Genomic DNA, 23,650 nt, shown 5'->3' on the forward strand with positions numbered 1-23,650 from the left:
CCACGCGCGCGCAAGGCTCATAGACTCCGGCGGGTGGACGCCGACTACATCGTTGTGGGAACGGGCTCCGCCGGATCGGTGGTGGCCAACCGTCTGAGTGCGGATCCGTCCGCCACGGTCGCGGTGCTCGAAGCCGGACCGAAGGACAAAGACAAATTCATTCACATCCCTGCCGGGTTCTCCAAGCTGCTGCGCAGCCCCGTCGACTGGGATTATCTGACGGAGCCGCAGAAAGAGCTCGACGGGCGCGAGATCTATTGGCCGCGAGGCAGAATGCTCGGCGGCTCATCGTCGATGAACGCGATGATGTGGGTGCGCGGATTCGCGGCGGATTACGACGAGTGGGGCGCCGCCGCCGGCGAGCAGTGGAACTACGCCCACCTTGAACCGTACCTGTCCCGCATCGAAAGCGGGCCGCTGTCGATCGCTCGTCAACGCAGCCCCCGATCGTCGACCGGCGCATGGCTCAGCGCCGTCCAGGAGTGCGGCTTTCGCATCGAGGAGCCCAATCAAGCTGAGCCGCAGGGCTTCTGCGAAACGCGAGTGACACAGCGCCGCGGCGCGCGATGGAGCACCGCGGACGCCTATCTGCGGCCAGCGCTCAAGCGTCCGAACCTGACGCTGCTGACCGAAGCGACCGCGAGCACGGTGATTTTCGACGGACGGCGCGCCGTCGGTGTCAAGTTCGACAAAGACGGTCGCAAGCAGGTGGTGCGGGCGAAGCGCGAGGTGGTGCTGTGCGGCGGCGCGATCAACAGCCCGCAGCTGCTGATGCTCTCCGGAATAGGTGACCGCGACCAGTTGAAAGAGCACGGCATCGAGGTGGTCGCCGAGTCTTCGGGTGTAGGCGCCAATCTGCTCGATCATCTGGTGGTCCCGCTGGGATTCGACGTGCCCAACGACACGTTGTTCGCCGCGGAAAAGCCGCTGGAACTGCTGAACTACCTCATCCGCCGGCGCGGCATGCTGACGTCCAACGTCGGCGAGGCATACGGCTTCGTGAAGAGCCGCGCAGATCTCGAATTGCCAGATCTGGAGCTGATATTCGCGCCCGCACCGTACTTCGAGGAGGGCCTCGGTGACCCGTATCCGGCCCACGCGGTCGTCATGGGCCCCATCCTGCTGAAGCCCTATAGCAGCGGCACCATCACCCTGCGCTCCTCGAATCCCAAGGACAAGCCGATCATCGATCCGCGGTACCTGACCGACCCTGCCGGCGCGGATCGCGAGGCGTTGATGGCCGGGCTGCGGATGTGCGCGACCATCGCAAAGTCACCCGCGCTGAACGGCATCATCGGAAAGATCGCCAGGCCGCTGAACTCTACGAACCTCGACGACGAAACGTTGGACCGTGCGCTGAACTCGTTGTCGCACACGCTTTATCACCCCGTGGGCACCTGCCGTATGGGTGCTGACGACGCGAGTGTCGTCGACCCGCAGTTGCGGGTCCGCGGCGTCGAGGGGCTGCGGGTAGCGGACGCATCGGTGATGCCGACGATCATCCGTGGGCACACCCATGCGCCCAGCGTGCTGATCGGCGAGAAGGCCGCAGACCTCATCCGCTCCTGAGCGTCAGGCGGGGGAATCGGGCTCCGAATTCATGGCCTTGCGGGCCGCGCTGGTCAACACCTCGGGTCCGGTGCGCAACGCCTTACGCCACGGTGGGACACCGTCTATTTCGATCTCGATCGTGAAACTCAGCACCGTCCTGATGAGTACGATCATTCCGAGAACGGCGGCGTCGGTCAGCGACGGCGTCGACGTGACCGTCTTGACGATGTCGGCCGCGACGAGCAATTCGAGGCCGAGAAGAATTGCTCCGCCCAGGGATTCCCGCAGCGTTTTGAAGGCGCGACCACCGCTTTTGGTGCGCTTCCAGGTGATGATCGCCAGCCCGAATGCGAAAACGAACCCGATGACCATCGACAGGACGCCCAGCACCTCGAAGGTCTGCGTCGCCCGCTCGAAGAACTCCTCAGTTCGCACGTTGCCTCGGTTCCGGTGGGGTGATCGATTCGTCCCGCGACTCTATAGAAGCCGGGCTCGCGAAGGGCAGAATGGAGCCCGATGACCATGAACGCCAGACGCCGGCGCGCGCACGACAGACTCGCGGCGCTCCCCGGTGTTCGCGCAGTCCGGCGGCCGGTTCGAAGTGGCCGGGACGGCGCCGATGACGAGTTCGACCTCTACTACGTGCGCGCCGGGCGCAAGTCCGCTCATCCGCTGGCCGTCATCCCGGGCGGTCCCGGAGCGGCATCGGTCGCGCTGTACAGGGCCTTTCGCCGCCGTGCAGCGGCCGAAGGGTTGGACGTCATCATGGTCGAGCACCGCGGTGTCGGCATGTCTCGCCATGACGATCGCGGTGCCGATCTGCCTCCCGAAGCGTTGACGATCGAGCAGGCGGTCGACGACGTGGCCGCGGTGCTCGACGACGCGGGTGTCGACAAGGCGGTCATTTACGGCACCTCCTATGGCACCTATCTCGCAGCGGGCTTCGGTGTGCGCCACCCGCAACGGGTGCACGCGATGATCCTCGACTCACCGGTGCTGTCCGCGCACGACATCGACGCGGTTCGCGAGGCGGCGCGCAGCCTGCTCTGGCACGGTGACGACCCCGAGACCGCGGACCTTGCACCCAAGGTGCGGCGGTTGGTCGGCGACGATCAGTTGACTCCGGCGGCCACCCAGTTGGCCATCGCCGTCTATGGCCTCGCGGGCCCCAGGCTGCTTCGGCGCCAACTGGACCTGCTCCTCACCGGCAAGCACTGGTTGTGGTCGGGTATGGCCCATGCCGTCCGGCTCGTCCTGGAACGCAAGGCGCCGTACCGAAACGAGCCAGACCTGGTCAACCGTATCGCCTACCGGGAGCTCAACTACGGGGCCATGCCGGACGGCAAACCGTTTGACCCGGCCGCGGCCTACCGCGAAGCCGACACAGGCACAACAGAATTCGATGCCGAACCGTTCGATCTGGTAGCCGAGATGCCCAACTTCACCTGGCCCTCTGTGGTGATATCCGGAGGCCGGGACCTGATCACGCCGCCGACGGTGGCGCAGCGGGTCGCGTCGCTGATACCCGACGCGGTCCTGGTGAATCTGTCGACCGCTGGGCACAGCATCGTGGACTTTCGCGAGAGTGCGGCCCTGGATATCGTGAAATCCCTCTACGACGGCACGATCGAGCAGCTGCCTGAACGCGAGGCCGGCCTGGATTCGAAGCCGGGCGGGTTCGGAGTCCGAGCGCTGATCTGGGGTATCGAGGCGGCAGCCACCCTCGAATCGGCAGTGCCCGCGGCCATTCCGCGAACAGTGCGCAAGGCTACTTCGTGAAGCCGATCGTTGAGTAATTCGCGTCGGCAAGACCGAACGCGCCGAAGTTCGCCAGAGAGTTTCGTACCGCAACGTTTCCGGTGGACTGCGTCAACGGAAGACTGAAGACCTCCTCGAACAGCAATTTGTCCAGCTCGTTGGCGAGCGTGCGTGCTTTCGCGGGGTCCAGCTCGCTTACCGTCTCCTCGATCTTGGCGTCGATCGCCGGACTGCTGATGTTTCCGAAGTTGCTCTCGGCACCCGTGCGGTAGATCTGCGTCAGGCTCGATAACGGGAAAGCATCACCGCTCCATGAGAATTGGGCGATGTCGAAGTTGCCGACCGTGATGTAGTCGGTGAAGAAGCCTGCCGCGGGCCGAATGTCGAGGTCGAGCTTGACGCCGATCTGGGCGAGATTGTTCTGCGCGATCTGGGCGTACTGACGTGTCCCGAGGGAATCGAAGAGGACGTCGCGGATGACGAGCTGCTTCCCGTCCTTCTCGCGGAACTGTCCGTTCATCTTCCAGCCGAGCGCGTCCAGTTCCTGCTTGGCCTTCTCGGGGTCGAAGGCGACGACGCCGCTGTTGTCCTGGTAGCCCTCCTGGCCGGCGACGTAGATGTGATTGTTCAGCGGCACCGGGTTGTCGGCGAGCCCGCGCTGGACCACCGCGGCGATGGTGTTGCGGTCGATGCCCCGTGCGACGGCGCGTCGCAGTGCCGGGTCGGCCAGGATCCGGTCCGGCGAGCCGTTGAATGTGAAGTGATACCAGCCCAGTCCAGGGGCGCGACGGATCGCAACACCGTTGGTGCGCCTGGCGATCTCCATCTCGTCGAGCGTGGCAAGGCCAGTGGCGTCGATCGTGTTGTTCTGCAGCGCGGGGATTCGCGCGGCGTCATCCAGGATCAGGTACGTGATGCTGTCGAGCAGGGGCGGCTCACCCCACCATTTGGGGTTGCGTGTCAACGTGATCCGCTTGGCGCCGCGGTCGAGGTTCGAGATGACGAACGGTCCGGCCGACGGGCCTGGGTCGGATAGCTGTAGGCGGTTGAACGCTTCCGGGGTCGCCGTCGAACTCTTGGGCAGCAACATCGTGCTACCGGCGAACATCCCTTTCCAGTCCGACCACGGCTTCGCGAACGTGATGACCGCCTGGCGATCGTCGACTCCGCGTTCCACCTTCTCGACCCGGTCGCTGCCGTTGGTGGCCGCGATGGCGTATTCCTTGTCCTTGCCGCTGGTGGCGTTGATCTGGGACTGGAGATCTTCCCAGGTGATCGGTGTGCCATCGCTCCACACAGCCTTGGGATTGATGGTGTAGGTGACGACCTGAGGGTCGGTGCCCGTCAGCTCGACACTGGTGAAGTAGTCGGTGTTGACGGTGGCCGAGCCGTCGGCCGCGATCCGGAACGCACGCGGCATCGTCGGACGCTCGATCGACGCGACATCGCCGGTGTTGCCGTCGATATGAAGTGAGTTGAAGTTCGGCGGGAAGTCGTTGAGCGCCAGCCGCAGGTTCCCGCCCTGCTTCAGGTTCGCGACGTCCTGTGGATTGGTGTCATTGGTGCTGCCGACTTCTGCGGCTCCGCCGGCCGACGGCGCCTCCTGGTTGCTGCCGGAGCAGGCGGTCAGTGTCAACGCCGCGATCATGGTTGCCGCGAACAGGCGTCGGAAGCTCATGCGAATCGACTCTAGCGGCGATTGACCTCTGGTTGCGGAACCGCGGCAAGCAATCGGCGGGTGTAGTCGTGTTGCGGGTTGCTGAACACCTGGTCACCGTCGCCCTGCTCGACGACCGTGCCCTTGTACATCACCGCCACCCGGTGCGCCAAGTGCTTGACCACCGACAGGTCGTGGGAGACGAACAGGTAGGACAGGCCGAACCGCTCCTGCAGATCCAGCAGGAGGTTGATGATGCCCGCCTGGATCGATACGTCGAGCGCCGAAACCGGCTCGTCGAGCGCGAGGATCTTGGGTTGCAGTGCCAGGGCTCGCGCAATGCCGATGCGCTGCTTCTGTCCTCCGGAGAACTCCGCCGGGTATCGCGAGGCGTCTTCCCGTCGCAGACCGACGATGCCGAGTAGCTCGGCCACGCGGGCGTCTATGTGGTTCTTGTCGAAACCATTGGCGCTCAACGGCTCTGCGAGAACTTCGAATACCGGCAGCCGCGGATCCAGTGAGGCCACCGGGTCCTGGAACACCGCCTGCAGATCGCCGCGCAATGCACGGCGGGACTGCGAATCGAGCGTCGCGATGTCGGTGCCGAGCACCTCGATCGAACCCGACTGCGGCGCGGTCAATTCCAGAATTTGATGCAGCGTGGTCGACTTGCCAGAGCCGGATTCACCGACGATGCCCAGCGTGCGGCCCTGCTGCAGTTCGAAGCTGACGCCGTCGACCGCGCGCACCTCGCCGACCTGCCTGCGGAACACCACACCCTTGGTCAGCTTGTATGTCTTCATCAGGTCCCGAACCCGCAGCACGACCTGCGGATCGGCGTCCGCCTCGGCGGTGTCGTGAGGTTCGGTCGACACGCCGTAGATCTGCGCCGCGCTGCGCCCGGCGACCTGGTCGGTGCGGATGCAGGCGGCCCGGTGGCTTGTACTGGATGTCGCCGCCGCGGCGGCTCCGGGCGCGACCTCGAGCAGCTCCGGTTCGGCAGTACGGCAGTCATCGATCGCGAGCGGGCAGCGGGGCTCGAACGGGCAGCCCGGCGGCAGCGCAGCCATGGACGGCGGGGCGCCGGGTATCGGCACCAGCCGCGACCCCTGCGGCGCGTCCAGTCGGGACACTGATCCGAGAAGTCCTGCAGTGTAGGGCATTCGGCGGTTCTCGTACAGCTCGTCGACCGATGCGATCTCGACCGGCCGTCCGGCGTACATCACCAGCGCGCGGTCCGCGAACTCGGCGACGACCCCGAGGTCGTGGGTGATGATCAGCACGCCGGCGCCGGTCACGTCGCGCGCGGTCTTGAGCACGTCGAGGATCTGCGCTTGCACCGTGACGTCCAGCGCGGTCGTCGGCTCGTCACAGATCAACAGATCCGGATCGTTGGCGATCGCGATCGCGATGACCACGCGTTGCCGCTCGCCACCGGACAGTTCGTGGGGGAATGCCCGTGCCCGCTGTTCGGGCTGGGAGATACCGACCAGATCGAGCAGTTCGATGGCACGCGCCCGGGCCGTCCGCCTGGAGGTGCCGCGCTGGTGAATCTCGATCGCTTCGGCGATCTGGTCTCCGACCGTGTAGACAGGCGTGAGCGCCGACATCGGGTCCTGGAACACCGTGCCGATGGTCTTGCCGCGAATCTCCGACATCTCTCGATCGGAAAGACCGATGAGCTCGTTGCCGTGCAGCCGAACCGAACCGGACACCGCGGCATACTCGGGCAGCAGGCCGACGACGGCCATCGCGCTCGCCGACTTACCGGCACCCGATTCGCCGACGAGCGCGACAACCTCTCGGGGGTCGACGTGAAAGTTCATTCCCCGCACCGCATTGACGTCATCGGCATCGGTGGGGAACGCGACCGTCAGGTCGCTCACCTCGAGCAGGCTCACTTGCGGGCCTTCCGCCGCCGCAACGCCTTGCTTCCGGGGTCGAGCGCGTCGCGCAGTCCGTCGCCGATGAGGTTGGCGCAGAAGATGATCAACACGAGCGCACCCGCGGGGAACAAGAACAGCCACGGGAAGGTCGTCGCCGACGGGGTGCCGCTGGCAATGAGGGTGCCCAGCGACACGTCGGGCGGCTGCACGCCGAATCCCAGATAACTCAGCGCGGTTTCGGCAAGCACCGCTATGCCGACGTTGAGCGCGGTGTCGATGATGATAATCGACGCGACGTTCGGAATGATGTGACGCAGGATTATCCGGGTGTTGCTCACGCCCATATATCGTGCGGCGACGACGAACTCGCGTTCTCGCAGACTCATCGTCATACCTCGCACGATGCGCGAACTGATCATCCAGCTGAAGACGGACAGCAGCACGATCATCCACACGATGTCGCCCTTCGTGCGCTGCACGACGATGGTGATGAGCAGGAAGCTCGGTATCACCAGCATTAGGTCGACGATCCACATCAGGGTGCGATCGCGCCAGCCGCCGAAATACCCGGCGATCGTCCCCACCGTGGCAGCGATGACAGTGGAGATGAAAGCGACGCAGACACCGATGAGCAGTGACTTCTGCATGCCGCGCAGGGTCTGGGCCAACAGGTCCTGCCCGAGTGCGTTGGTGCCGAACCAGTGCTCGGTGCTGGGTGGCTGCTGCAACGCGAAGTAGTCCAGATCGCTGTAGCTGTAGGGCAGAAACGGTGGCAGTGCGTAACAGCCGATGAACAGGAGTACGAGTATCGCTATCGACACCACAGCGGGTCTGTTGCGCACGAACCGCCGCAGGACCAGAGTGCGCCTTGACGCGAAGGATGCGGCGTCGAGGCCGGACTTCGCGGTCGTGGAGGTGTCCGTGGTGACGGGTTCGGTCATGTCACCCGCACTCTCGGGTCGAGCGCGGCGTAGATGATGTCGGACAGCAATCCGGCCAACAGGACCGTGACACCCGCGAACACGACGATAGCGGAGATGATGTTGATGTCCTGTGTGTTGAGGCCCTGAATGAACCATTCACCCATGCCGTGCCAGCCGAAGATCTTCTCGACGAACACCGCTCCGGTGAACAGTCCCGCGAAACTGTAGGCGAACATCGTCGCCATCGGGATCAGCGCCGTGCGCAGCCCGTGCTTGAAAAGTGCTCTGCGACGGGTCAATCCCTTGGCGCGGGCGGTGCGGATGAAGTCCTGTCCGAGCACGTCGAGCATCGCGTTTCGTTGGTAACGGCTGTAACCGGCCATGCCCCCGAGTGCCAGGGTGAGGGTGGGCAGCACCAGATGCTGGAGGCGGTCGACGAACTGGTTCCATGCACCGCCGACCGCGTCCGGCGATGTCTCGCCGGTGAACTCGAACAGTTGAACGCCCAGCGCCGAGTTGATGCCCAAGGCCGACAGGATCAGTAGAGCCGCCATCACGAACGACGGTGTGCTGATGATCAACAGCGACAGCGCAGTGATGACCCGGTCGCTCAGTCGGTACTGACGGATCGCGCCCCACGCGCCGATGACCACACCGGTGAAGGTTCCGATCACCGCACCGAGAACCAGCAGCCGCAGGCTGACACCGACCCGCCGCCACAGCTCGTCGGCAACCGGTTGCCCACTGACCGTCGTCCCGAAATCGCCGTGCAGGACGTCGGAGCCCCACAGCCCGAACTGAACGAGTATCGGCCGATCAAGATGCAGCTCGACCCGCTTCGCCTCGATGACCGCCTCCGGCGGACGTGGGTTGCGGCTCAGCAGGTTCTCGAGCGGGTCGAATTGCCAGGCGGCCAGGAGGTACGCGATGAACGTCGCCAGTGCCAGCAGCACGAGGTAGTTGAGCAGCCGGCGCGCGAGAAAGCGCGTCATCCGGCCGGTCCGTGCGTGGGCTGCATGCGCACAGGTTATGAGATACCGGCGGTCGACCTTCGGACAACTCACACGTGGCGGGCAGCTGGTCTCCAGATTCGGCGCGTTCACTTGTTGTCACCTGCAGTTTTCACACGGTGGCCGCGCCGAAGGGGCGACCGGCAACACCAGAGGAGCAGTTGACATGGAAAATCCGCACAAGAGCAAAGCCCGCGCCGATCTGAGGCTGTGCGCGGCCATGATCGGCGGCAGCGCCGTTGTCGCGATGGCCGCGATCGGATTGATGGTCGCTCAGGAGCATGACGGAGCCGCGGTGGCGAAATCGGGTTCGATGTCCATGGGCTCCACAAGCACGCAGACCACACCATCAAATGCACCGGCCGTGGGCGTGGCCAAGCCTGTTCTGAAGGGTCCGGCGCCGCTGCCGTCCGAGGAGGCGGCCGCCAAGTAAGTCGTTTCACCCCTCTTCACATCGGTTACCCAACAGTTGTAAGGGTCAGCGACGACCCTTCAGCGCATTGTTCGACGAGCCGCGATGGCGTGGTTCCCGAAGACCGAAATGGAGTGGTCGAGGTGAAATCGACGAAGCTGAAACTGGGGGCGGCGACGCTGGGCACGGGCGCCCTGCTGGCTATGGGGGCTGTGGGTGTGGCCGCGGGCGTGAGTTCCGCTCAGGATGAGGTCGAGGTCCCCAGCCCGGAGATCACGATGGGTGAGACGACGACGTCGACGACGGCGCCGTCGGAGCCCGAGACCTCGGTCGCGGTTCCCGAGGTGACAGCGGAGCCTGCGCCGACCGCGTAGGCACCTAGTTGTGCGGAGTGGGTCCCGGTGGTCCGGTAGGGCCGCCGGGACCTATCTGTATGTCCACGGCAGTCGCAGTCGCCGCCGGGCCGTTGCGTCGCCCCTCGATCGAGACGTCGTCGGAAACAGCGACCGTTTTGTCGGTGTGTGCCGCAGATTGCAGGTCGTAGGTCACGGTGAAGCCGTCCTCGCTTCGCACCGTGATGGACGTCGGCGAGATCGCAGTCACCGTTCCGTTTTGCGTGACCATCGTGGAGAAGCCGCCGCCGTCAGCGACGACGAACTCGCCGTGCAAGGAGGCCGGGGCGCCCGTCACGTGCTGGGCAGCGGAGAAACCGCCGGGCGGCGGCCCGCCCGGTGTGCCGTGTCCGAACGGCCGCGCAGCGTGCGATCCGATGGCGGCATAGATGGCAGTACCGCCGAGACCAGCGATGACGGTGGCCACGCCAACGGCGAGGAGCGTTTCCCGAATGCCCCAGCGCTTCGGGGCGGGGTTCGGCGAACCCCAAACCGGGTCGTCATTGGACTGGTCGATCGTCATGCGTCCACGCTGCCGGAGCTCGATGAGCGTCAGCTGTGTGGGTGATCAGTGGTTGGTGTGCGTATGAACATTCACAGCGGGCGCATAGACAACGCACAGGGATCACCAACAGCCCCTGCCGATAATGGACGCGTGGCGAGTTCCAGCAGTTCGGCGGTCAACGACCAGGAGCCCGCGCGCGTCGTCATGCGCCGAGCCGATGGGAAGCCCATCCACGTACTCGTCGTCGACGACGAACCGGTACTCGCCGAGTTGGTGTCGATGGCGCTTCGATACGAGGGCTGGGAGATCGCGACCGCGGGTGATGGCGCGAGCGCCATCGCGCTGGCCCGTCAGACCCCACCCGATGTGGTGGTGCTCGACGTGATGCTGCCGGATATGAGCGGGCTGGATGTCCTGCACAAACTTCGCGAGCAGATTCCGGGGCTGCCACTGCTACTGCTGACGGCCAAGGACTCGGTCGAGGACCGTATCGCGGGGCTGACCGCGGGTGGCGACGACTACGTGACGAAGCCGTTCAGCCTCGAAGAGGTGGTGCTACGACTACGCGCCCTGCTGCGACGAACGGGGGTCACCAGTGAGGTTGGTGGCGCAAAGGTCGTCGTCGGCGATCTGGTGCTGGATGAAGACAGTCACGAGGTGACCCGAGCCGGTGAGTTGATCACCTTGACCGCCACCGAGTTCGAACTGTTGCGGTTCATGATGCGCAATTCCAAACGCGTGCTGAGCAAGGCGCAGATCCTGGACCGGGTGTGGAGTTACGACTTCGGCGGCAGGTCGAACATCGTCGAGTTGTACGTCTCATACCTCCGCAAGAAGATCGACAGCGGGCGCGAACCGATGATCCATACGTTGCGCGGTGCCGGCTATGTCCTCAAACCCGCCCGCTGAGCCGGCGAGCAGGACGCGACTGCTGTCACCGCGCACCTGGTCGCTTCGGACCCGACTACTCGTATCTCAGATTCTCCTGCTGGCATTGGTGTGCGCCGGGATCGGTGTGGGCACAATGATTGCGCTGCAACACTTTCTGACCAACCAGCTCGATGATCGATTGGCCGAGACCGCCAGGCGTTCTGCGGGTATTTTCGAGTTTGGTCCGCCTCCGCCACCGCCCGGTTTCCCCGGTCCTCCCGGTTTCCCGCGACGGATGATCATTCGTGACGATATGGGACCTGGACCGTCGTTCCTCAATGCGCCGGGCCAAGCTGCCCGCACGGTCGGCGCGGTGATCTCCCGCGGGACACCGCTGGACGCGGGCGTCATCACCGCCGACGGCACCCGCGACAAGATCAGCCCAACGGCGGCAGAACAATTGGCGCACGTCGAGCCGCACGAGGCGCCGAAGATGGTCGAGCTCGACGGCCTGGGCCGCTATCGCGTGATCGCGATGCGCGCACACGCACCCGGCCAGACGATCGTCACCGGTCTGCCGACGTCCGAGGTGGATGACACGCTGCTCACTGTTGGGATCATCTTCAGCGTGGTCGGTGTCGTAGCGCTGTTCGGCGGCACCACTGCCGGAATCCTGATCATCCGGCGCCAACTTGCGCCGCTGTCAACGGTTTCTGCGGCTGCCCGTCAGGTGGCCGATCTGGAACTCGATCGCGGCGAAGTCCGGCTGCCGACGCCGATCGTGAAGGTTGACCCCGCGGGGGCGCACACCGAGATCGGCCAGCTCGGCTCCTCGCTGAACCGGATGCTCGACCGCATCTCGGGTGCGCTGTCCGCCCGGCACGCCAGCGAGACCCGGGTGCGTCAGTTCGTCGCCGACGCGAGCCACGAATTGCGCACGCCGCTCGCCGCAATTCGCGGGTATACCGAACTGGCACAACGTAAGCGCGGCGACGTACCCGACGACGTCGCGCACGCGATGAACCGCGTTGAGTCCGAGACGGAGCGGATGACGCAGCTCGTCGAGGACATGCTTTTGCTCGCCCGCCTGGACACCGGGCGACCCTTGCAGCAGGAGGCGGTGGACCTCTCGCGGTTGATCGTCGACACCGTCAGCGACGCCCACGTCGCAGGACCCGACCACAAGTGGTCGCTCGACCTACCCGACGAACCCATCGTCGTCACCGGCGACGAAGCGCGGCTGCATCAGGTGCTGGCCAACCTGCTCGCCAACGCGCGCACCCATACGCCGCCAGGCACATCGGTGACGGTGTCGCTAGCCAGATCTGACGGCGGGAGCGCTGTACTGACGGTGGCGGACGACGGTCCGGGAATACCTGAGTGGCTGCAGCCCGAGATCTTCGAGCGGTTCGCCAGGGGTGACACCTCGCGTTCTCGGCGCGGCGGCAGCACGGGTCTGGGGCTCGCGATCGTCGCGGCCGTCGTCAAAGCGCACCGCGGCAGCATCGATGTGCGCAGTGGACCCGGTGCGACGGTCTTCACCGTGACGTTTCCCGGCAATTCACAGATGAGTCACAGCGCGAGCCAATCGGGCGCCTAGCCGCCCCAGACAGGATCGTCTCAGTGACGACGACCCTGCCTCTTCCGTGTGAGCACACGGAGATGGTTGCTGCCCGGCCGGGAAAACGAACCAGCTCCGTCTTTTCGCGGCTGGGACTGGCGCTCCTCTTGGTGGCGACGGCGGTGCTCTACCTGTGGCGACTGGCCGACAGCGGGTGGGCGAATGCCTTTTACACCGCGGCGGTGCAGGCGGGCGCGGACAATTGGACGGCGATGTTGTTCGGGTCGAGCGACCCCGCGAACGCGGTCACCGTCGACAAGACTCCGGCGGCGTTGTGGGTCATGGATATCTCGGTCCGGCTGTTCGGACTGAACCCGTGGAGCGTGCTGGTACCGCAGGCACTCGAGGGGGTCGCGGCCGTCGGGTTGCTCTATGCGGCCGTCCGACGTGTCGCCGGACCCGGCGCGGGACTTCTGGCGGGCGCGGTGCTCGCGGCAACGCCGGTCGCGGCGTTGATCTTTCGATTCAACAACCCCGACGCGCTGCTGGTGTTGCTACTCGTCGCCGCCGCGTACTGCCTGCAGCGCGCATGCGAAAAGGATGCCAGCCGTTGGTGGTTGGTGGCTGCGGGTGCCGCCGTTGGATTCGGATTCCTCGCCAAGATGCTTCAGGCGTTTCTGGTGCTTCCCGGATTCGCGACGGCCTACCTCGTCGCCGCGCACCGTTCGCTTTTGGGGCGCATCGGCGACCTGTTCATCGCCGCCACGGCCGTGGTGGTGTCCGGTGGGTGGTACCTCGCGCTCGTCGAACTGTGGCCCCCGTCGTCACGCCCCTACATCGGTGGTTCGCAGCACAACAGCATCGTCGAATTGACGTTGGGCTACAACGGGTTAGGCCGGTTGACGGGCAAGGAGACCGGCGGCCTTGGCAACCTCAACCACGACGTGGGCTGGGGACGTCTCTTCGGCTCGAGCATGGGTTTGGACATCGCGTGGCTGCTGCCGGCGGCGGTGATCTGTCTCGCGGCCGGACTGATTCTCACCCGACGCGCACCCCGCACCGACCCTGCGCGGGCGGCGCTGATCCTTTGGGGTGCGTGGCTGGTCGTCTCCGCGGTGGTCTTCAGCTACTCCAACGGCATCATCCACGCCTACTACACGGTGGCATTGGCCCCGGCTATCGGTGCATGCATCGGTATCGGCGCAACCCTGCTGTGGCGGAACCGATTCGACCTCCGAAGCGCCACCGCGTTGTCCGGTGTTGTGCTCGTCACCACCGTCCTGGCCGCCGTGCTGTTGCTCCGCCATCAGGAGTGGATGCCGTGCCTGCGGGCGAGTGTCGCGGCCGGGGGAGTGGGCACGGCTGTGCTGCTCCTCGTCTCCGGCCGGTTGGCGCCGGTAGTGGCGCGATCAGTCGCGGCGCTGGCGGTCATGTCGTGTCTCGCCGCGCCCGCGGGTTTCTCGCTCGCGACGGCGGCGACGTCGCACAGCGGTGCGATACCGAGCGTCGGCCCATCCCACCGCATATCCGGCCCCGGAGTCGGCGGCGCGGGCGGCCTCCTGAATTCGCCGACGCCTGCGACCGAGCTCGCGGCCACCCTGGCCCGCGATGCGGACGACTACACGTGGGCCGCGGCGATAATCGGCTCCAACAATGCCGCGGGCTATCAGCTGGCCAGTGGTGCGCCCGTGATGGCCATCGGGGGTTTCAACGGCACCGACCCCGCACCGACGCTCGAGAAATTTCAGCACCTCGTCGCCACCGGGCGGATCCATTACTTCATTCGCGATCGGATGATGATGATGACCGACCGCTGGGGATCGTCGAGCGGGGGGAGCCGGGAGGCCGCCGACATCGCCCAGTGGGTGGAAACGCATTACGTCCCGCTCGTCATCGAGCGTGCCGTCGTCTACGACCTCAGCGCACCGCCGCGGAATTCATAGCTGGCATACAGCTTGGGCCAACGGCAAGCACAACCTGCACCTCGACGATGGATTTCATGACAGACACCGCCTTCGAGCGTGGCACGTCCGCCGGAAGCCGATTCGAACGCCGACCGAACGCCACCGAGATCGCGCGTGACGCCGGTGTTCCCGTTCTCGACGTCGTGGTACCGGTGTACAACGAACAGGCCGCTCTCGCCGACTCCGTGCACCGGTTGCACCGGCACCTGCAGGAGCACTTTCCGTTCACGGCGCGTATCACCATCGCCGACAACGCAAGTGTCGACGACACCCCGCAAATCGCGGCAGAGCTGGCTGCCGAACTGAGTGATGCCCGTGTGGTGCGTGTACCCGATAAGGGTCGCGGCCGGGCGCTGCACACCGTGTGGTCGACGTCTGACGCGCCGGTGCTGGTCTACATGGACGTAGATCTGTCCACCGATCTCGCCGCGCTCGCACCACTGGTCGCTCCGCTGGTCTCGGGACATTCCGACCTGGCGATCGGCACCCGGCTGGGTCGCGGCTCGCGGGTGGTGCGTGGCACCAAGCGCGAGGTCATCTCCCGCTGCTACAACTTCATCCTAAAATCGACACTCGCAGCGGGTTTTTCCGATGCACAGTGCGGTTTCAAGGCCATCCGGGCCGACGTCGCGCAACTGCTATTACCGCATGTCGCCGACACCGGATGGTTCTTCGACACGGAGCTGCTGGTGCTGGCCGAACGCAGCTGCCTGCGCATCCACGAGGTCCCGGTGGACTGGGTGGACGATCCGGACAGCCGGGTGGACATCGTCGCGACGGCGAAGGCTGACCTCAAGGGCATCGGCAGGCTGCTGCGCAGTTTCGCGAAGGGTTCGATTCCGGTGAATGCGATTGCTGCGCAGCTAGGTTCGTCGCAGTTGACGGCGGCGCCGCGCTCGCTGTTCCGGCAGGCGGTGCGGTTCGGTGCCATCGGAGTCGTGTCCTCGGCGGCCTACGTGGTGCTGTTCATGTTGATGCAGGGATCGCTCGGCGCACAGGCGGCGAACCTGATCGCGTTGCTACTCACGGCGATCGGCAACACCGCGGCCAACCGACGCTTCACGTTCGGGATCGGCGGCATGGCCAATGTGACCCGTCAGCACGTCGAGGGTCTCATTGTGTTCGCGATCGCGTTGACGATCACCAGCGGATCGCTGGCCGTACTGCATCTCATCGTCGCCGACCCGCACCATCTGATCGAGCTTGGCGTGCTGGTGTTGGCCAATCTGGTGGCCACTGCGGCGCGGTTCGTCCTGCTGCGCGGCTGGGTGTTTCACCCCCGCCGGTCCCTTGAAATCCCGCTGACCGATAAGGCAATGCATCGATGACCATCACCGCTGACCTGCACTCGCACACCCCCGCGCCGGCCGACCCTTCACAGGTTACGCAGCCGCGCTGGGTGCGTCCCGCCCTGTTCGTCCTCCTGGCGGCCACCGCGGTGCTCTATCTGTGGGGGCTCGGTTTCTCCGGCTGGGCCAACGACTACTACGCGGCCGCTGTGCAGGCGGGCACGCAGGATTGGAAGGCGTGGCTGTTCGGCTCGCTGGACGCGGGCAACGCGATCACCGTCGACAAGCCGCCCGCTGCGCTCTGGGTAATGGCTCTGTCCGGCAGGATCTTCGGCTTCAGCGCCTTCACGATGTTGCTGCCGCAGGCGTTGATGGGTGTCGGCGCCGTCGCGACGCTGTATGCGGCGGTGCGCCGGTGCAGCGGTCCGGCAGCGGGCCTTTTCGCTGGCGCGGTGCTGGCCCTGACGCCGGTCGCGGCGCTGATGTTCCGGTTCAACAATCCGGATGCGCTACTGGTGCTGTTGTTGGTGGTGGCCGCGTACTGCATGGTGCGCGCCATCGAGACCGCGAGCACCCGCTGGATTGCCATGGCGGGCTTCGTGGTCGGCTTCGCCTTCCTGACGAAGCTGTTGCAGGCCTTTCTCGTCGTCCCGGGCTTGGCGCTGGCGTTCCTCGTCGCCGCGCCCGTCGGCGTGTGGGCGCGTCTCGGCAAGCTCGCGGTGGGCGCCGTCGCGATGATCGTGTCAGCGGGGTGGTACGTCGCCCTAGTCAGCGTGTGGCCCGCCGATTCCCGGCCCTACATCGGCGGCTCGTCGGACAACAGTCTGCTGCAGCTCACGTTGGGCTACAACGGCATCGACCGTGTGCTCGGCGGTGGTGAAGGGCGTCCGTCCGGCGGGCCCCCGCCGGGTGGTCCGGGAGACAGCGCCGGAGGCGCGCACCACCTCATGTTCGGGGGAGATCCGGGTATCGGTCGATTGTTCGGCCAGTCGATGGGCACCCAAGCCTCGTGGCTGTTGCCCGCAGCGCTGATCGGTCTGCTCGCCGGATTGTGGTTCACCCGCCGCACCGCACGCACCGCTGGTGTGCGCGCGGCGCTGCTCCTGTGGGGTGGCTGGCTGATCGTGAGCGCCGCGGTGTTCAGCTTCATGGACGGCATCATCCACCCCTACTACACCGTGGCGCTGGCACCGGCGATCGCGGCGCTGGTCGGGATATCGGTACGAGAATTATGGCGGGGCAGAGAGTTCCTGGTGCCTCGTATCGTGCTGGCGACGATGTTGGCTGGCACCGGCGTGTGGGCGTTCATCCTGATGAATCGGACGCCGGAGTGGTGGCCCGCCGTGCGCTGGATCGCCCTGGTCGGCTCGATCACCGTCGCGTCGATCCTGGTCGTCGGAGCGCATCGCCTTGGCCGCTGGACGGCTGTCTTGATCGCCGGCGCAATGCTTTTCGGTCTTCTCGGGCCGGCCGCGTTCTCCATCCAGACCGTGACGAGCCCGCACAGCCGAGGGCCGATGGCGGTGGCCGGTCCGAGCCCCTCCGCCGACATGGCGCTGCCAGGAGGCGCCGACGGGCCCGGGGGCCCGGGGCGGGGCGCTGTTGACAATCCCACACTCGAGAACCTGGTCAAGGGTGCGCACAACCGTTGGGCGGCAGCGACTGTCGGCTCGATGACGGCAGGCAACCTCGAGTTGAAGACCGGTGCGTCAGTCATGTCGATCGGCGGGTTCACCGGCTCGGACAACTCGCCCACACTCGCACAGTTCCAGGACTACGTCGCCAACCATGAGGTGCGCTATTTCATCTCGGGGAGCCGCGACGGGGCGCCGCCCTGGCGTGAATCGGGGGCCGCCAGCGACATCACCACGTGGGTGAAGCAGAACTTCGCGCCCCTGGACGTCGCGGGAGCGACTGTGTACGACCTCGACGCACAGATCAGCAAGTGATGTGTCTCAAGGAAGGAAGGGAAACAGTCATGATCGGCCGTCGTCAATTCGATCGGGATGATTCTCTTCGTCTCACACGCCACCGGACGGGGTTACAGTGCAACGATGTCCGTGACCGACGAGTACCTGAAGAACAACGAGGCGTACGCGAGTTCCTTCACGGGCCCGCTGCCGCTGCCGCCGAGCAAGCATGTCGCCGTGGTGGCGTGTATGGACGCCCGGCTCGACGTCTACCGGATCCTCGGTCTCGGCGACGGTGAGGCGCACGTCATCCGCAACGCCGGCGGCGTGATCACCGACGATGAGATCCGCTCACTGGCGATCAGCCAACGTCTTCTCGGTACCAAAGAGATCATCCTGATTCACCACACCGACTGCGGCATGCTCACGTTCACCGACGACGGGTTCAAACAACAGATCCAGGACGACACCGGCATCAAGCCAGAGTGGGCGGCCGAAGCGTTCGTCGATCTCGACGAGGACGTCCGCCAGTCACTGCGCCGCATCGAGGCGAGCCCGTTTGTCACCAAGCACGACTCCCTGCGTGGGTTCGTCTTCGACGTGGCGACGGGCCGCCTCAACGAGGTGACGCTCTAGCGCTCTCACCCCACCTTGTAGGTCGCGATCGCCTTCGCGACCGCGTCGCCTTCCGGGGTGACGACGTCGACGTCGCAATTGACCAACGTCTTACCGCGCCGCAGCACCCGCCCGATCGCGATCAGATCTGTCGCCTGGGCCGGGGCGAGAAACTGCACGGCCATCGACGTCGTCACGCCGCGCAGCGAGTCGGGTACCTCTGCGCCCGCCCACGCGGCGGCCATCACCGCGACATCGGCCAGCGCGGCGACGGCGCCACCGTGGACCATGTCGCCGAGCGTGACGTTGGATTCGTCCCACGGCAGCCGGAGCCGCACCTCGTCGCCGTCGAGGACCTCGGCGACGATGCCGAGCTTCGCGACGAACGGGGACGCGGGGATGAACTGCGCCATGACCTCGGCGCCGGTCTGGGGTGGGGTAGTGGTCGACATGAGTAGGAAGTCTGGCCGCGGGCTGTAGCCAGTTCAATTACCTCCGGGGTAGTCGCTACCTGTCGCGAGCGTGCGTTCCCAGCTGACGCGTGGGCCCGCGCCGGAAATTCGGCCGTTGACATGGCAGGCCATCCCTGGTTTTATATCCGGTTATGCAGATAAAGCTGGTCATTTCTACCAACTTTACGAGGAAAACATGACTGATACCGCTGAGCAGCTCAACGCGGGCCGGTACGAGCTGAGCCATCTGCGCTCGCTCGAGGCCGAAGCCATCCACATCATCCGGGAGGTGGCCGCCGAGTTCGAGAAGCCGGTGCTGCTGTTCTCCGGCGGCAAGGACTCCATCGTCATGCTGCATCTCGCGCTGAAGGCGTTCCGGCCCGGCCGCCTGCCGTTCCCCGTGATGCACGTCGACACCGGGCACAACTTCGAGGAGGTGCTGCAGGCCCGCGACGAACTCGTGGCCGAGTCCGGCGTGCGTCTCGTCGTCGCCAAGGTGCAGGACGATATCGACGCGGGCCGTGTCGTCGAGACCATCCCGTCGCGCAACCCGATGCAGACCTTCACGCTGCTGCGCGCCATTCGCGAGAACAAGTTCGATGCCGCGTTCGGCGGTGCCCGCCGCGACGAGGAGAAGGCACGCGCCAAGGAGCGGGTGTTCTCGTTCCGCGACGAGTTCGGCCAATGGGACCCCAAGGCGCAGCGGCCCGAGCTGTGGAACCTGTACAACGGTCGCCATCACAAGGGTGAGCACATCCGCGTGTTCCCGTTGTCCAACTGGACTGAGTTCGACATCTGGTCCTACATCGGCGCCGAGAAGATCAAACTGCCGTCCATCTACTACGCGCATCAGCGTCAGGTCTTCGAACGTGACGGCATGCTGCTCGCCGTGCACAAGTACCTGCAGCCGCGCAAGGACGAGGAGATCGTCGAAAAGACTGTGCGCTTCCGCACCGTCGGTGACGTCACCTGCACCGGCTGTGTGGAATCCCTTGCGGGAACGGTGTCCGAGGTGATCGCCGAGACCGCCGTCTCACGCTTGACCGAACGTGGCGCCACCCGCGCCGATGACCGAATCTCCGAAGCAGGTATGGAAGATCGTAAGCGAGAGGGCTACTTCTGATGGCGACACTGCTGCGCATCGCGACCGCCGGCTCCGTCGACGACGGCAAGTCGACCCTCATCGGTCGGTTGCTCTATGACTCCAAGGCCGTCATGGAGGATCAGCTCGCCGCGGTCGAGCGCACCTCCAAAGAACGCGGAAACGACTACACCGACCTGGCTTTGGTGACCGACGGCCTGCGCGCCGAGCGCGAGCAGGGCATCACGATCGACGTCGCGTACCGGTACTTCGCCACGTCCAAGCGCAAGTTCATCATCGCCGACACCCCGGGCCACATCCAGTACACGCGGAACATGGTGACCGGAACGTCGACGGCCCAGTTGGCGATCGTGCTCGTCGACGCCCGCCACGGCCTGCTCGAACAATCCCGTCGGCACGCGTTCCTGGCCTCACTGCTCGGTATTCGGCACATCGTGCTGGCGGTCAACAAGATGGACCTCGTCGACTGGGATCAGGAACGTTTCGAGAAGATCCGCGACGACTTCCACGAGTTCGCCGCGCGCCTCGACATCCATGATGTGACGACGATTCCGCTGTCAGCACTCAAGGGCGACAACGTCGTCACCAAATCCGAGGTCACCCCCTGGTACGACGGACCGGCGCTGCTGTCACATCTCGAGGACGTGTACATCGCGGGCGATCGCAACCTCGTCGACGTCCGATTCCCCGTCCAGTACGTGATCAGGCCGCAGACCCACGACCACGCCGACCACCGCAGCTATGCGGGCACAGTCGCCAGTGGTGTGATGCGTCCCGGTGACGAGGTCGTCGTGCTGCCCACCGGTAAGACGAGCCGCATCACCGAGATCGAGGGACCCGGCGGGCCCGTCGAGGAGGCGTTCCCGCCGATGGCGGTGTCGATCAGCCTGGCCGACGACATCGACATTTCGCGGGGCGACCTGATTGCCCGGCCCAACAACCAGCCAAGGGTGGCACAGGATTTCGATGCAACCGTGTGTTGGATGGCCGACGAGGCCTCACTGGAACCGGGCCGCGACTACATCGTCAAACACACGACCCGCACCACGCGGGCCAAGGTGACGGCGCTGGACTACCGGCTCGACGTCAACTCCTTGCACCGCGATAAGACGGCCACTGCGCTCAAACTCAATGAGCTGGGCCGCATCTCGCTACGCACCCAGGTACCGCTGCTGCTCGACGAATACAGTCGCAACGCAGCCACCGGTTCGTTCATCCTGATCGATCCGAACACCAACGGCACCGTCGCGGCCGGCATGATCCTGCCGCAGGTGACGGCGCGCGCTGCGAGCCCGAACACCGTGCGCCACGAATCGCTGTGCAAGGCGGAGGATCGGCTGTCCAAGGGTAGGACCGTGTGGTTCACGGGCCTGTCCGGGTCGGGCAAGTCATCGGTGGCGATGCTCGTCGAGCAGAAGCTGCTCGAAAAGGGTTTGCCCGCTTATGTTCTCGACGGTGACAACCTGCGCCACGGTCTCAACGCCGACCTTGGGTTCTCGATGGCGGACCGCGCCGAGAATCAGCGGCGACTGGCCCACATCGCCGCCATCCTCGCCGACTCCGGCCAGGTCGTGCTGGTACCCGCCATCAGCCCGCTCGAAGAGCACCGGGCGTTGGCGCGGCAGGTCACCACCGAGGCAGGTCTCGACTTCTTCGAGGTGTTTTGCGACACCCCGCTGGAGGACTGCGAGCGGCGTGACCCGAAAGGGCTGTACAAGAAGGCGCGTGCGGGCGAGATCACCCATTTCACCGGGATCGACAGTCCATACCAGCGGCCGAAGTCGCCCGATCTGCGACTCACTCCCGACTCCACGCCGGATGAGCTCGCGGACAGGGTCGTCGAGCTGCTGGAGAGTAGGCAGTGAGCGATCACGACGTCGCCGCCCGGTTGGCGACAGACGCGGGCAAACTGCTGCTCGAGGTTCGCGATGAACTCGCCGAGGCCAGCCAGGACGAACGGAAGGCAGCGGGGGACAAGCGATCTCACGACTTCCTGATGGCAGCGTTGGCCGCCGAACGGCCCGACGACGCGGTGCTGTCCGAAGAGGGTGCGGACGACCCGGTTCGGCTGTCCGCCGACCGGGTGTGGATCATCGACCCGCTCGACGGCACCCGCGAGTTCTCCGAGTTGGGGCGTGACGACTGGGCAGTGCATGTCGCCCTCTGGCAGGCGGGCGAGTTGGTCGCCGGTGCGGTCGCGCTTCCGGCGCAGGGCATCACGCTCGCCACCCCGGACGTCAGCGCACCGCCCGCCGCTCCCGCGCAACCACGCGTGGTGGTCTCGCGCACCCGCCCGCCCGCCGTGGCCTTGGCCGTGCGTGACGCGCTGGGCGGTGTGTTGGTCGAAATGGGCTCGGCGGGCGCCAAGGTTGCCTCTGTGGTGCAGGGGCTGTCCGACGTCTATGTCCATGCGGGCGGTCAGTACGAATGGGATTCGGCGGCCCCGGTTTCCGTGGCCAGGGCGGCCGGGCTGCACACGTCGCGCATCGACGGTTCACCCCTCACCTACAACAGGCGCGACCCGCGATTACCCGACGTAGTGGTGTGCCGGCCGGAGCTCGCAGAGGCGGTGCTCGCGGTCACACGTGATTGACTGGGCTCATGCGGATGTCGGCCAAAGCTGAATACGCCGTCCGCGCGATGATTCAGCTGGCGACCGCCGACGAGGGCGCGGTGGTCAAGACCGACGACCTGGCCAAAGCCCAGGGCATCCCGGCCCAATTTCTGGTCGACATCCTGTCCGACCTGCGTACCGACCGTCTGGTGCGCAGTCACCGCGGCCGCGACGGTGGGTACACGCTGGCGCGGCCCGCGGCCGAAATCAGCATCGCTGACGTGCTGAGATGCATCGACGGCCCGCTGGCCAGCGTGCGCGACATCGGGCTCGGCGACCTCCCGTATTCGGGACCGACGGCGGCGCTGACCGACGTGTGGCGGGCGCTACGGGCCAGCATGCGGTCGGTGCTCGAACAGACCAGCCTCGCCGAAGTCGCCGCCGGCGCGTTGCCCAAGCACGTCGGGAAGCTCGCTGACGACTACCGCGCGCAAGAAGAGAACCGCGGCCACTCGCTGGGCTAGCGGCCTGAGTCAGCGCCGAGGCCGCTTCTTGCCCCGCGCGGCGATCCCGTCGAGCAGCATGCGCAGACCCTGCGCGAAGTCCTGTTCCACCGACACCTCTTCGGCGACATGGGAGAGCGCTTCGATGTGGGGATGAGCCGCGCGCGCCGCCGATCCGATGCGCGCCGCGGCGTCGCGCGCGTCGCGTCCGCGTGTGAACGGCCCGGCGAGTTCGGCCTGGGCCGCTCCCACGACCAGCGCGAAGACGGCGTGAAACGCCGCGAGGCGGTCTGAATCGGACAGGCCCCCACGACCGAGTGCGGCGATGAGCGCGTCGGCCACGGCGAATCCGGTCGCCGACGATGTGCGGCGGGTCAGCACCAACGGAATGGCAGCGGGATGGGCGCGGATGCCCCGCCACATGGCCTCGGCGAGTGCGTAGACATCGTCGATCCAGTTCGCGGTCGGCTCAGGAATTCTCACTTCGGCGACGACCGCGGCGACCACGAGTTCCTCCAGGCCCTCCTTGTCGGGCACGTAGTTGTAGACGGTCATCGGACCGGTGCCCAGCGCGGTGGCCAGCGCGCGCATGCTCAACGCGCTGGCGCCGGCGTCGTCGACGATGCCCAGTGCCGCGGCGGCGATCTCGTCGGTGGTGAACCGAGCGCGCATTTTTTCCAGCTTTCTTGACAAGTACGGCGTACGTGAAGCAGTCTAACTATACGTACAACGTACT

General features: G+C 65.8%; 22 protein-coding genes. 14 read left to right on the forward strand and 8 right to left on the reverse strand.

The window, feature by feature from the left end; all coding sequences use genetic code 11:
• Window positions 1–33: 33 nt before the first annotated feature.
• Window positions 34–1,569, forward strand: a complete 1,536-nt coding sequence (locus ACIA48_RS25600) for a GMC family oxidoreductase (RefSeq protein ID WP_396738267.1) — start codon at window positions 34–36, stop codon at window positions 1,567–1,569.
• A 3-nt stretch (window positions 1,570–1,572) separates the two neighbouring features.
• On the opposite strand, the gene ACIA48_RS25605 is transcribed toward ACIA48_RS25600, so the two are convergent.
• Window positions 1,573–1,986, reverse strand: coding sequence for a DUF1622 domain-containing protein (locus tag ACIA48_RS25605; RefSeq protein ID WP_396738269.1), 414 nt, complete (start codon window positions 1,984–1,986; stop codon window positions 1,573–1,575).
• A gap of 81 nt (window positions 1,987–2,067) precedes the next feature.
• On the opposite strand from ACIA48_RS25605, the gene ACIA48_RS25610 reads away from it, so the two are divergent.
• Window positions 2,068–3,330 (forward strand): alpha/beta fold hydrolase, encoded by a 1,263-nt coding sequence (locus ACIA48_RS25610; protein WP_396738272.1) that lies wholly within the window; start codon window positions 2,068–2,070, stop codon window positions 3,328–3,330.
• Here ACIA48_RS25610 and ACIA48_RS25615 read toward each other — a convergent pair.
• From ACIA48_RS25615 to ACIA48_RS25630, 4 genes are read right to left on the reverse strand one after another with little or no spacing between them, the layout of a single operon-like run.
• Entirely contained in the window at window positions 3,320–4,987 is a 1,668-nt protein-coding gene (locus ACIA48_RS25615) for an ABC transporter family substrate-binding protein (RefSeq protein ID WP_396738275.1), read from the reverse strand. The two genes, ACIA48_RS25610 and ACIA48_RS25615, sit on opposite strands and share 11 nt — an antisense overlap.
• Before the next feature lie 11 nt (window positions 4,988–4,998).
• Window positions 4,999–6,867, reverse strand: a complete 1,869-nt coding sequence (locus tag ACIA48_RS25620) for a dipeptide ABC transporter ATP-binding protein (RefSeq protein WP_396738277.1) — start codon at window positions 6,865–6,867, stop codon at window positions 4,999–5,001.
• Entirely contained in the window at window positions 6,864–7,793 is a 930-nt protein-coding gene (locus ACIA48_RS25625) for an ABC transporter permease (protein WP_396738280.1), read from the reverse strand. The genes ACIA48_RS25620 and ACIA48_RS25625 overlap by 4 nt, the downstream gene beginning before the upstream one ends.
• Entirely contained in the window at window positions 7,790–8,767 is a 978-nt protein-coding gene (locus ACIA48_RS25630) for an ABC transporter permease (RefSeq protein WP_396738283.1), read from the reverse strand. The genes ACIA48_RS25625 and ACIA48_RS25630 overlap by 4 nt, the downstream gene beginning before the upstream one ends.
• A 184-nt stretch (window positions 8,768–8,951) precedes the next feature.
• Between ACIA48_RS25630 and ACIA48_RS25635 the strand changes: the two genes are divergently transcribed.
• Together ACIA48_RS25635 and ACIA48_RS25640 are read left to right on the forward strand one after the other, a co-directional pair.
• Complete coding sequence (locus ACIA48_RS25635) at window positions 8,952–9,218, forward strand: hypothetical protein (protein WP_396738286.1); 267 nt, start codon at window positions 8,952–8,954, stop codon at window positions 9,216–9,218.
• 122 nt (window positions 9,219–9,340) lie between these two features.
• Entirely contained in the window at window positions 9,341–9,571 is a 231-nt protein-coding gene (locus ACIA48_RS25640; protein WP_396738289.1) for a hypothetical protein, read from the forward strand.
• A gap of 4 nt (window positions 9,572–9,575) precedes the next feature.
• Here the strand turns inward: ACIA48_RS25640 and ACIA48_RS25645 are convergent, their stop codons facing one another.
• The gene (locus ACIA48_RS25645; RefSeq protein WP_396738292.1) at window positions 9,576–10,112 is read right to left on the reverse strand and encodes a hypothetical protein; all 537 of its coding nucleotides are present in this window, start codon (window positions 10,110–10,112) and stop codon (window positions 9,576–9,578) included.
• A 186-nt stretch (window positions 10,113–10,298) separates the two neighbouring features.
• Here ACIA48_RS25645 and ACIA48_RS25650 point away from each other — a divergent pair, with 186 nt between their 5' ends.
• The 6 genes from ACIA48_RS25650 (at window position 10,299) to ACIA48_RS25675 (ending at window position 18,324) form a co-directional block, all read left to right on the forward strand.
• Entirely contained in the window at window positions 10,299–11,003 is a 705-nt protein-coding gene (locus ACIA48_RS25650) for a response regulator transcription factor (RefSeq protein ID WP_396738494.1), read from the forward strand.
• Entirely contained in the window at window positions 10,981–12,564 is a 1,584-nt protein-coding gene (locus ACIA48_RS25655; RefSeq protein ID WP_396738295.1) for a sensor histidine kinase, read from the forward strand. The genes ACIA48_RS25650 and ACIA48_RS25655 overlap by 23 nt, the downstream gene beginning before the upstream one ends.
• A 62-nt stretch (window positions 12,565–12,626) precedes the next feature.
• Window positions 12,627–14,468, forward strand: a complete 1,842-nt coding sequence (locus tag ACIA48_RS25660) for an ArnT family glycosyltransferase (RefSeq protein ID WP_396738496.1) — start codon at window positions 12,627–12,629, stop codon at window positions 14,466–14,468.
• Between the two features lie 47 nt (window positions 14,469–14,515).
• A complete protein-coding gene (locus tag ACIA48_RS25665; RefSeq protein ID WP_396738298.1) occupies window positions 14,516–15,817 on the forward strand; it encodes a glycosyltransferase in 1,302 nt (433 codons plus the stop codon).
• Window positions 15,814–17,727: an ArnT family glycosyltransferase gene (locus tag ACIA48_RS25670; protein ID WP_396738301.1), complete on the forward strand. Its 1,914-nt coding sequence runs from the start codon at window positions 15,814–15,816 to the stop codon at window positions 17,725–17,727. The genes ACIA48_RS25665 and ACIA48_RS25670 overlap by 4 nt, the downstream gene beginning before the upstream one ends.
• A 105-nt stretch (window positions 17,728–17,832) precedes the next feature.
• Window positions 17,833–18,324, forward strand: a complete 492-nt coding sequence (locus ACIA48_RS25675; protein WP_396738304.1) for a beta-class carbonic anhydrase — start codon at window positions 17,833–17,835, stop codon at window positions 18,322–18,324.
• A gap of 5 nt (window positions 18,325–18,329) precedes the next feature.
• Here ACIA48_RS25675 and ACIA48_RS25680 read toward each other — a convergent pair whose 3' ends face one another.
• Window positions 18,330–18,755 carry a PaaI family thioesterase gene (locus tag ACIA48_RS25680; RefSeq protein WP_396738306.1) on the reverse strand — a complete coding sequence of 142 codons (426 nt, stop codon included), beginning with the start codon at window positions 18,753–18,755 and terminating at the stop codon, window positions 18,330–18,332.
• Between the two features lie 196 nt (window positions 18,756–18,951).
• Here ACIA48_RS25680 and cysD point away from each other — a divergent pair, with 196 nt between their 5' ends.
• The 4 genes from cysD to ACIA48_RS25700 are packed head-to-tail and all read left to right on the forward strand — an operon-like array spanning window position 18,952 to window position 22,935.
• On the forward strand, window positions 18,952–19,878 hold the full coding sequence (cysD, locus tag ACIA48_RS25685) for a sulfate adenylyltransferase subunit CysD (protein WP_396738309.1): 927 nt from the start codon (window positions 18,952–18,954) through the stop codon (window positions 19,876–19,878).
• Window positions 19,878–21,722: a sulfate adenylyltransferase subunit CysN gene (gene cysN, locus ACIA48_RS25690; RefSeq protein ID WP_396738311.1), complete on the forward strand. Its 1,845-nt coding sequence runs from the start codon at window positions 19,878–19,880 to the stop codon at window positions 21,720–21,722. The genes cysD and cysN overlap by 1 nt, the downstream gene beginning before the upstream one ends.
• Window positions 21,719–22,450: a 3'(2'),5'-bisphosphate nucleotidase CysQ gene (locus tag ACIA48_RS25695; RefSeq protein ID WP_396738313.1), complete on the forward strand. Its 732-nt coding sequence runs from the start codon at window positions 21,719–21,721 to the stop codon at window positions 22,448–22,450. The genes cysN and ACIA48_RS25695 overlap by 4 nt, the downstream gene beginning before the upstream one ends.
• 8 nt (window positions 22,451–22,458) lie before the next feature.
• Entirely contained in the window at window positions 22,459–22,935 is a 477-nt protein-coding gene (locus tag ACIA48_RS25700; protein WP_396738316.1) for an Rrf2 family transcriptional regulator, read from the forward strand.
• A gap of 9 nt (window positions 22,936–22,944) precedes the next feature.
• Here ACIA48_RS25700 and ACIA48_RS25705 read toward each other — a convergent pair whose 3' ends face one another.
• Window positions 22,945–23,586 carry a TetR/AcrR family transcriptional regulator C-terminal domain-containing protein gene (locus ACIA48_RS25705; protein WP_396738319.1) on the reverse strand — a complete coding sequence of 214 codons (642 nt, stop codon included), beginning with the start codon at window positions 23,584–23,586 and terminating at the stop codon, window positions 22,945–22,947.
• Window positions 23,587–23,650 lie beyond the last annotated feature (64 nt).

The sequence above is a fragment of the Mycobacterium sp. NPDC051804 genome (genome assembly GCF_044452905.1).
Classification (GTDB): Bacteria; Actinomycetota; Actinomycetes; order Mycobacteriales; family Mycobacteriaceae; genus Mycobacterium.

Coding starts and splice junctions, on each gene's coding strand:
- ACIA48_RS25610 (WP_396738272.1), top strand. CDS start 2,068: ATGACCATGAACGCCAGACGCCGGCGCGCGCACGACAGACTCGCGGCG.
- ACIA48_RS25615 (WP_396738275.1), bottom strand. CDS start 4,987: ATGAGCTTCCGACGCCTGTTCGCGGCAACCATGATCGCGGCGTTGACA.
- ACIA48_RS25625 (WP_396738280.1), bottom strand. CDS start 7,793: ATGACCGAACCCGTCACCACGGACACCTCCACGACCGCGAAGTCCGGC.
- ACIA48_RS25630 (WP_396738283.1), bottom strand. CDS start 8,767: ATGACGCGCTTTCTCGCGCGCCGGCTGCTCAACTACCTCGTGCTGCTG.
- ACIA48_RS25635 (WP_396738286.1), top strand. CDS start 8,952: ATGGAAAATCCGCACAAGAGCAAAGCCCGCGCCGATCTGAGGCTGTGC.
- ACIA48_RS25645 (WP_396738292.1), bottom strand. CDS start 10,112: ATGACGATCGACCAGTCCAATGACGACCCGGTTTGGGGTTCGCCGAAC.
- ACIA48_RS25650 (WP_396738494.1), top strand. CDS start 10,299: ATGCGCCGAGCCGATGGGAAGCCCATCCACGTACTCGTCGTCGACGAC.
- ACIA48_RS25655 (WP_396738295.1), top strand. CDS start 10,981: ATGTCCTCAAACCCGCCCGCTGAGCCGGCGAGCAGGACGCGACTGCTG.
- ACIA48_RS25660 (WP_396738496.1), top strand. CDS start 12,627: ATGGTTGCTGCCCGGCCGGGAAAACGAACCAGCTCCGTCTTTTCGCGG.
- ACIA48_RS25665 (WP_396738298.1), top strand. CDS start 14,516: ATGGATTTCATGACAGACACCGCCTTCGAGCGTGGCACGTCCGCCGGA.
- ACIA48_RS25670 (WP_396738301.1), top strand. CDS start 15,814: ATGACCATCACCGCTGACCTGCACTCGCACACCCCCGCGCCGGCCGAC.
- ACIA48_RS25675 (WP_396738304.1), top strand. CDS start 17,833: ATGTCCGTGACCGACGAGTACCTGAAGAACAACGAGGCGTACGCGAGT.
- ACIA48_RS25680 (WP_396738306.1), bottom strand. CDS start 18,755: ATGTCGACCACTACCCCACCCCAGACCGGCGCCGAGGTCATGGCGCAG.
- cysD (WP_396738309.1), top strand. CDS start 18,952: ATGACTGATACCGCTGAGCAGCTCAACGCGGGCCGGTACGAGCTGAGC.
- cysN (WP_396738311.1), top strand. CDS start 19,878: ATGGCGACACTGCTGCGCATCGCGACCGCCGGCTCCGTCGACGACGGC.
- ACIA48_RS25700 (WP_396738316.1), top strand. CDS start 22,459: ATGCGGATGTCGGCCAAAGCTGAATACGCCGTCCGCGCGATGATTCAG.
- ACIA48_RS25705 (WP_396738319.1), bottom strand. CDS start 23,586: ATGCGCGCTCGGTTCACCACCGACGAGATCGCCGCCGCGGCACTGGGC.